Origin of the sequence: Pseudofrankia coriaricola (genome assembly GCF_001854805.1) — a bacterium.
Classification (GTDB): domain Bacteria; phylum Actinomycetota; class Actinomycetes; order Frankiales; family Frankiaceae; genus Pseudofrankia.
Window position 1 is genome coordinate 213,811 of sequence record NZ_MBLO01000210.1, and the last position, 8,360, is coordinate 222,170.

Annotated in this window: 5 protein-coding genes; 2 read left to right on the top strand and 3 right to left on the bottom strand. The window is 72.3% G+C overall.

The window, feature by feature from the left end; all coding sequences use genetic code 11:
* Nucleotide 1: 1 nt before the first annotated feature.
* Nucleotides 2-1,258, bottom strand: a complete 1,257-nt coding sequence (locus BCD48_RS24010) for a PucR family transcriptional regulator (protein ID WP_241841948.1) — start codon at nt 1,256-1,258, stop codon at nt 2-4.
* Nucleotides 1,259-1,372: 114 nt separating this feature from the next.
* Between BCD48_RS24010 and BCD48_RS24015 the strand changes: the two genes are divergently transcribed.
* Together BCD48_RS24015 and BCD48_RS24020 are read left to right on the top strand one after the other, a co-directional pair.
* Complete coding sequence (locus tag BCD48_RS24015) at nt 1,373-2,995, top strand: flavin-containing monooxygenase (RefSeq protein ID WP_083419097.1); 1,623 nt, start codon at nt 1,373-1,375, stop codon at nt 2,993-2,995.
* Complete coding sequence (locus BCD48_RS24020; RefSeq protein ID WP_071050615.1) at nt 2,992-3,858, top strand: SDR family NAD(P)-dependent oxidoreductase; 867 nt, start codon at nt 2,992-2,994, stop codon at nt 3,856-3,858. The genes BCD48_RS24015 and BCD48_RS24020 overlap by 4 nt, the downstream gene beginning before the upstream one ends.
* Nucleotides 3,859-4,146: 288 nt before the next feature.
* Here BCD48_RS24020 and ligA read toward each other — a convergent pair whose 3' ends face one another.
* Nucleotides 4,147-6,405, bottom strand: coding sequence for an NAD-dependent DNA ligase LigA (gene ligA, locus BCD48_RS24025; protein ID WP_071050616.1), 2,259 nt, complete (start codon nt 6,403-6,405; stop codon nt 4,147-4,149).
* Complete coding sequence (locus tag BCD48_RS24030; protein WP_071050617.1) at nt 6,402-7,649, bottom strand: methionine synthase; 1,248 nt, start codon at nt 7,647-7,649, stop codon at nt 6,402-6,404. The genes ligA and BCD48_RS24030 overlap by 4 nt, the downstream gene beginning before the upstream one ends.
* Between the last annotated feature and the right edge of the window lie 711 nt (nt 7,650-8,360).

Sequence of the window (8,360 nt, forward strand, 5' to 3'; positions counted from 1 at the left end):
GCTATTTCGTCTCTGTCGCCCTCAGCCTGACGATCTCCAGTGCGGCCGCGACGTCCAGGGGGTTCTCCGCCAGGGGACGGGGCAGGAGCTGGTCCGCGTGGGCGAGTCGGCGCAGAACCGTGTTGCGGTGGGTGTAAAGGCGCCGGGCGGCGCGAGACGCGTTGAACTGCTCCCGCACGTAGGTCGAGACCGTGTGACGGATCTCGGCGTCGGCGCTCGCGAGCGGGCCGAGAGCGTCGCCCACGAACTCGTCGGCCAGCGCGGGATCGACGGTCATGAGCGCGACGAGTTGGACGTCCTGGAACCGGGTGACCGGCTGGCGCGCGGTGATCCTGGTCAGCATCCGCTGAGTGGTCGCCGCGTCCAGGTGGCTGCGACGGAAACCGTCGAGGTCCCGGCCGCCGCGGCCGATCGCGATCCTGATGTCGTGCAGGGTGCGCAGACGGGACTCGAGCTGCGCGTCCTGAGGTATCTCGGCGACCGGGAGCCAGACCCACAGGGAGGCGACGCTCGCGACGACCGTCAGCCGGCGGGTCGCCGCGCCGGCACGCATGAGGGCCTCGGCCGCGGCCTCGAGGTCCGCGCTCACGTCGGAGCCCAGTGCCTGCCCGTCGCCCGGCGCGGTGGCCCAGACGATGGCGGCGGTCTGCGGCCCGGCGAGGCCGTAGCCGAGCTGGCTCTCGGCGTGTCCCCTGGCGAGTGGGGCGCCTTCGAGAAGAAGGGTCACGGTCGCCATGCGTTCCGCGTGGCTGCCACGGGTGAGTTCGTCGCGCTCCGCCTCGACCCGCGCGGAGACGGCCTCGACGGTGTCGTCGACGAACGTGGAGATGGACAGGGCCGAGATGTCGAGCAGGGCCTGGAGTTCCTCGCGGTCCGCGGTGAGCTCGAAGCAGATGTCCATCCAGAGGCGCCAGGCCGCGCTCTGGGAGGTGCGGTAGGAGTCGAGCGCGCTGCGGTCCAGGCCGCGCCGCACGAGGTCCCTGGCAAGCTCCATCGCCTCCGGGCCGAGGTAGGGAGGCACCCGCTCGGCGGGCCGTTGGACGTTCCAGGCCGCCCACTGCCGCAGGTTGGCCGCGTTCGCCCGGGCTGTGGCCTCCGCGAGCGCGGGATCGGCCGCGACCGTCCGCGTCCCCAGGCCACTCAGCGACGCCGCGTTGAGCTGCGCGAGCACCTCCGGCGCCGGCGACAGCACCCTCTCGGCACCACGGCGCATCAGCTCGCGTACGCGGTCGGAGGGCACCGGCCACGACGGCTTCATGCGGGCAGTTTGCACCATAGGATGCTCAAAACCGAGGCAGATCGTGCTGGCTTTCCGACAGGGCGGTGACGCWCGGTGGCGAATGTCGCAATCGTGTCCTGAGCGGGAGCCACCATGGAGAGCTCAGCCGAGATGGAGAGCCTCGACGTCCTGATCATCGGAGCGGGCCTGTCGGGCATCGGGGCCGGCCACTACCTGCGGGCCGAGCACCCCGCCAGGAGCTTCGCGATCCTGGAGGCCCGCGCGTCCCTCGGGGGAACGTGGGACCTCTTCCGCTATCCCGGCATCCGCTCCGACTCGGACCTGCACACCTTCGGCTACGAGTTCAAGCCGTGGGAGGACAGGGAGGCGATCGCCGACGCGCCGAGCATCCTCGCGTACCTGCGCGCGGCGGCGGACGAGGACGGCCTCGGGCCGCATATCCGCTACCACCACCGCGTCGTGCGGGCCGGGTGGTCCTCACGGACGGCTCGCTGGACCGTGGAGGTGGAGCGCCGCGCGGGTCCGGACGGCCCGGCGGAGCTCGTGTCGTTCCGCGCCAGCTGGATCTTCGCCGCCACCGGGTACTACCGGTACGACGAGGGCTACACCCCGGTCTTCGAGGGCCGCGAACGGTTCGCGGGCGAGATCGTCCACCCGCAGGCATGGCCCGAGGACCTGGACTACGCGGGCAGGCGCGTCGTCGTGATCGGGAGCGGCGCCACGGCGGTCACGCTGGTACCGGCGCTGGTCCGGGGCGAGGGCGCGGCCGCGCACGTGACGATGCTCCAGCGCACACCCACCTACATCCTGCCCGTGCCCCGCGTGGACAGGACCGCGATCCGTCTCCGCAAGGTCTTCGGAGAGCGGCGCGGCCACGCCCTCACCCGGCGCAAGAACATCGCCCGTCAACGCCTGATCTGGGTTCTCTGCCGGAAGTATCCGGCCATCGCGCGGCGCGTGATCCGGTACCTCAACCGCAGGGCACTGCCACCTGGCTTCGATCTCGACACGCATTTCAACCCGCCGTACGACCCCTGGGACCAGCGCGTGTGCGTGGCGCCCAACCGCGATCTCTACCGCGCGCTCGCGGCCGGGAAGGCCTCGATGGTGACGGACCAGATCGCGTCGTTCACCGAGACGGGAATTCTCCTGCGGTCGGGCGAGGAACTGCCCGCGGACGTGATCGTGACCGCCACGGGTCTCAACATCCAGGTCCTTGGCGGAGCCCAGCTCCAGGTCGACGGAAAGCCGGTCTCGTTCCGGGAGACGGTCGTGTACCGGGGGCTGATGCTCAGCGGCGTGCCCAACCTGGCGCTCGCCGTCGGATACACGAACTCGTCATGGACCCTGAAGATCGGCCTGCTGTGCGAGTACTTCTGCCGGCTGCTCACCCACATGGACGAGCACGGCTTCGATACGGCCTGTGCCGTCGCGGACCCCGAGATGGCCACCCGCCCGCTGCTGGACTTCGGTGCGGGGTACGTGCGGCGCGCGCTCGACAGCCTGCCGCGCCAGGGACCGCGCACACCGTGGGTGATGTCCAGCAGCTACCACGACGACAGGAAGTTGATCCGCCGCGGACCGATCGCCGACGAGTGGCTCCGGTTCACGTGTGCCGCCGCGGATGCCGCCGCGGTCACCGCCGCCGACGGCTCTCCGGAGAGCACCGCGACCGGCAGGTCCCCGGAGGGCACCCCTGCCCACAGCTCCGCCGAGAAAACGGCCACCGAACTCCGCCAGGAAGCCGGCGCATGACCTCCGCATCCTCCACATCCTCCACATCCACGCTTCGGGGCAAGGTCGCCGTCGTCACCGGCGCCGGCTCGGGAATCGGCCGGTCCCTCGCGCTCGCGATCGCGCGGCGGGCTGGCCGGCTTTCGGTATGCGACGTCAACGCGGACGGGCTCGCGGAAACCGTCGAGGCGGTGCGGGCGCTCGGGGCCGAAATCCATTCACTCCCTGTGGACGTGGCCGACCGCGCGGCGGTCGTCGGGTACGCCAAGGAGGTCCACACCCATTTCGGGGTCGTCCACCAGCTGTACAACAACGCCGGAATCGCCAGCGGTGCGGGATTTCTCGACACCGACTACGAGCTGTTCGACAGGGTGCTCGCCGTCAACCTCTCCGGGGTCATCTCCTGCACCAAGGAGTTCCTGCCGCGCCTCATCGAGTCAGGCGACGGCCACCTCGTCAACGTCTCCAGCCTGAACGGGCTCCTGGCCCAGCAGTTCCTCGGTGCCTACTGCACGTCCAAGTTCGCGGTCCGCGGCTTCACCGAGTCGGTCCGCGCCGAGATGCTGAGCCTCGGCCACCCCGTACGCGTCACCGTCGTGCACCCCGGCGGCGTCGCCACCAACATCGCGCGCTCGGCGGTCGCGCCGGCGTCGTTCACCGCCGATGAGCTCGCGCTCTTCCACGCAGGGCAGCGGATGTACGAGCGGAAACTGCTCAGGATGCCGGCCGACAGGGCCGCAGAGATCATCGTCCGCGGCGTCGAGCGCGGCAAGAAACGCATCCTGGTCGGGTCCGACGCGCGCGCCCTGGACCGCGTCGTCCGGCTCCTGCCGACCGCCTACATCAGCGTGCTCGTCCGCGCCGAACGCCTCGTCTCCCGCTGAGCCGCCCAGAGGAACCGCGCGGTACCCGACTCGGCCGGCCACCGCGGCGCTGGAGCCGGGGATGATCCGCGTCCCGGCGCAGGGCTCCGGCGGGTTCTCCCTCGGCCCAGGTCCGGGACGGGGGAGAACCGTTGGATGTCCGCGCCGCGTCACCGCCTCGGCCCCGGATGCGCGGGCCGTTCATGATCTGGTGGAATCCTCGGAGCTACAGCCCCAAAATCACACCAGATCATGAAATGCGGCACCGACCGTGGCGCTCCGGGCGGCCCGGGGCGCGGCAGGAGCTCGCTAGGAACTGGCCTCGTCTGGTTGGTCCGCGGTTTCGGGCGCGGCCTCGGTCCCCGCTGGCTCGCCGATGGTGGCGAGTTCCTGGGCGGCTTCGGGGCCGCTTTCGAGGAGGGCGGCGAAGCCGGGGCCATCGAGGATGGGGACCTTCAGCGAGACGGCCTTGTCGTACTTGGAGCCGGCGTTCTCGCCGGCGATGACGAAGCTGGTCTTCTTGCTGACCGAACCGCTCACCTTGCCACCGAGGTTCTGGATCGCCTCGGTCGCGGAGTCGCGCGTCCAGCCCTCCATGCTGCCGGTGATGACCACGGTGAGGCCGGCGAGCGGGCGCGGCCCCTCGTCGGCGCCCTCGTCCGCGACGGTGACGCCACCGGCGCGCAGCCGCTCCACCAGGTCGATGTGGCTCGGGTCGGCGAACCAGTCGGTGACGGCGGCGGCGATCGTCGGGCCCACGCCGTCGACGACGGCCAGCTCCTCGAGCGAGGCCGCCCGGATCGCGTCGACCGAGCGCAGCTCCCTCGCGAGTGCCTGGGCGGCGGCCGGGCCGACGTGCCGGATCGACAGGCCGACCAGCAGCCGCCACAGTGGGCGGTGCCGGGCCACCTCGATCCCCGTCAGGATCTGCTCGACCTTCTTGCCAGGCACGGGCTGGCGCAGCGCCGTCTTGCCGTCCGGGCCCTTCACCGGCTTCTTGTCCGGCCCACGGACGATCTCCAGCCGCTCGAACAGCGGCAGGCCGGCGAACGACGCCGCGGTCAGGTGGAACACGTCGGCGACGTCCTTGATCCGCCCGGCCTCGATCAGGTCGATCGCGCTCTCCTCGCCGAGGCCGTCGATGTCGAGCGCGCCGCGGGAGGCGAGGTGGATGATCGCCTCCCGGCGCTGGGCGGGGCAGGCGACCGTGTTCGGGCAGCGGGTGTCGGCCTCGCCCTCGGGACGGACCAGCTCGGTGCCGCACTCGGGGCAGTGCGTCGGGAAGACGAACTCGCGCTCGCTGCCGTCCCGCAGGTCGACGACCGGGCCCAGGACCTCGGGGATGACGTCGCCCGCCTTGCGCAGGATGATCATGTCTCCGATGAGGACGCCCTTGGCCTTGACCTGGTCGGCGTTGTGCAGGGTGGCGAGGCCGACGGTGGAGCCGGCGACCACGACAGGCTCCAGGACGGCGAACGGGGTGACCCGGCCGGTGCGCCCGACGTTGACCTCGATCGACTTCAGCCGGGTCGTCACCTCCTCCGGCGGGTACTTGTACGCGATCGCCCAGCGCGGCGCCTTCGACGTGGCCCCGAGCCGGCCCTGGAGCGTGAAGTCGTCGACCTTGACGACGACGCCGTCGATCTCGTGCTCGACGTCGTGGCGGTGCTCGCCCCACTCGCGGATGTAGCCGAGCACCTCGTCGATCGAGCCGAGGACGCGGTAGCGCGGCGAGACGGGCAGCCCCAGCTGGGCGAACGCCTCGTAGGCCGCCGACTGCGAGGGCACGTCGAAGCCGCGGTGGGCACCGATGCCGTGCATGTACATCGCCAGCCCGCGCGTCGCAGTGACCCTCGGGTCCTTCTGCCGCAGCGAGCCGGCGGCGGTGTTGCGCGGGTTGGCGTACAGTTCCTTGCCGGCCGCGGCGCGCGACTCGTTGAGCGCCCTGAACGCGGCGACCGGGAAGAACACCTCGCCGCGGACCTCGAGCAGCTCCGGCACCTTCGACCCACGCAGCCGGACCGGCACACTCGCGAGCGTGCGGATGTTGGCGGTGATGTCCTCCCCCACCCGCCCGTCGCCACGGGTCGCGGCCCGCACCAGCACGCCGTCCTCGTAGACGAGGTCGACGGCCAGCCCATCGATCTTCAGCTCGCACAGCCAGGCACCGACCGGCGCCTCCCTGGTGGCCCTCGCCGCCCAGGCCTGGAACTCCTCCTCGTCGAACGCGTTGTCGAGCGACAACAGTCGCTCCAGGTGCGTCACCGGCTCGAACAGGTCGGACGGGGTCTCGGTGACCTTCTGGGTCGGCGAGTCCGGGGTGCGCAGCGACGGGTGGCGCTCCTCCAGCGCGACGAGCTCGCGGTAGAGCGTGTCGTACTGCGCGTCCGGAACGGTCGGCCGCGCGAGCACGTAGTACTGGTAGGCGTACTCGTCGAGCAGCCGGGTCAGCTCGGCGGCCCGCGCCCTGGCCTCGGCTGGGACCTCCACCGCGCCTTCCTGGACCCCGCCGGCGGCGATCTCGTCCTCCTCCGCGCCGGTCGGCGCCGGCGCCTCGGCCCCACTCATTCCGGCGACTCCACCAGTACCCGGGCCGCCGCCCGGCAGTGCCGCATCGCCAGGCGGGCATATCGCTCGCTGGCGCCGGCGAGTCCACATGTGGGGGTCACGGCGACCACCTCCGCGAGCCGTTCGGGACGGAATCCGAGCCGGCGCCACAGCGTCCGGACCGGATCGACCGTACGACCCGGGTCCGACAGTTCCGGTCCGCCCCGATCGGCCTCGCCGCCGACGCCCTCGCCCTCGTCCCCGTCGAGCAGCCCGAGCCGCCCGGCCGCGCCCCGCGCCGTGCCCGGCGCGGACGCCCTGGCCCCCGCGGCGGCCGCGGCCACCGCCCGCCGGCGCGGCCCGCTGCCGGCCGCCGCGTCCGCGGCGACCCCGGCCGACGGGGATGGCGGTGGCGACGCGCCCGGCTGGTCGGTCGACGGGACCACCCCCATCATCAGGCGCAGCCCCGCCTCCACCGCCTCGCCGATGGCCTCGTCCGCCTTCTGGGTGAGCAGCGTGGCGTCCAGGCCGACGAACTGTGCGCCGGCCCTGCGCAGCAGCTCCAGCGGCACGTCCGGCGCGCAGCAGTGCACCCCAACCCCAGTCACGCCGTCCACTCTGCTCGCGGCCGCCAGCACCAGGGCGAGCCGTTCGGCGGCCGGGCCCTCCTCGACGGCGCGCACCACGGAGAACCCGCTCGGCGTGCGAACCCTGCCGGCGATCACGGCCGGTAGCGACGGCTCGTCCAGCTGCACGAGCAGCCGGGCGCCCGGCACCCGCCGGGCGATGGTGGCGAGCATCTCGGCGAGCCCGGCGGCCAGCGACTCGGCCAGGTCGCGGGTCGCGCCCGGGTCGGACAGCGCCTTGTGCCCGCGGGTCAGCTCGACGCCGGCCGCGAGCGTCCACGGCCCGGCGACGGCGATCTTGAGCGGGCCGGCATACCCCTGCGCCGCCTCCTCAAGCGCGTCCAGGTCGTGCTCGACCAGGCCGCGCGCCCGGCGGTAGTCCATGCCTGGCCGGGGCACCAGCCGCCAGCCGGACGGCTGCAGGTCCACCGGCAGATCCAGTGCGATCACAGCGGCCCGGCCCAGCATGTCGCCGCCGGGACCACGGCCCGGCAGCTCGACCAGATGCGGCAGGTCCGGCAGCTCGTCGAACACCAGTTTCGCGGCCGCCAGCGGATCGATGCCCGGCAGCGACCCGACACCCGTCGCCGCCCCCGCCGGCCACAGAGCCGTCTCGGCCGTCCCGCCATCAGTCGTCATGAGATCCAAGTTATGTCGCTGGTTCACTCCGTGCGTGAACGGCACAACGGCACCTTGCTCGCTTCGCTCCCAAGCGGAATGGGTTGGCGGGGGTTGGTCGGGAAGTGGCGGGGTTAGGCGGGAAGGTTGTTGATGGTTCGCTCCGTCCGGGCACCGCGCTCCGGCCCCTCACTCGCTTCGCTCCCGAGGGACCTCCGCGCGGTGTCCTCCTCCGCTCACGGGCGCTGCGGCGACCTCGCTGCGGCCCGGCCCACGTCGCTTCGCTCGTGGGCCGGGCCTCCGCGAGGTGCGCCTCCGCGCCCGCACGGTCACCCGCCGCTGAACGTCACCAACCGAAGCAGGCCCATCGGTAGGGCCACTTCGCTGCGCTCGTAGGGCGGTGTCCGTGCCTGACCTGTGGCTCCCGCATGGAGCTGTCCGGATTAGGCCCGGTCTGGATTGGTCACGTTCAAGCGGCACGCGACCGGGCTGGCGCGGAGGCGCGCCTCGCGGAGGCTTCCCTACGAGCGAAGCGACGTAGGGAAGCCGCAGCGAGGTCGCCGGAGCGCCCGTTCGCGGAGGAGGACACGGCGCGGAGGTCCCTTGGGAGCGAAGCGAGTAAGGGGCCGGAGCGCCGTGCCCGCACGGAGCGAACCAGAAACAACCTTCCACCCCAACCCGGGGCTTGTTGACCACGAGGCCGGAGCGCCGTGCCCGCACGGAGCGAACCAG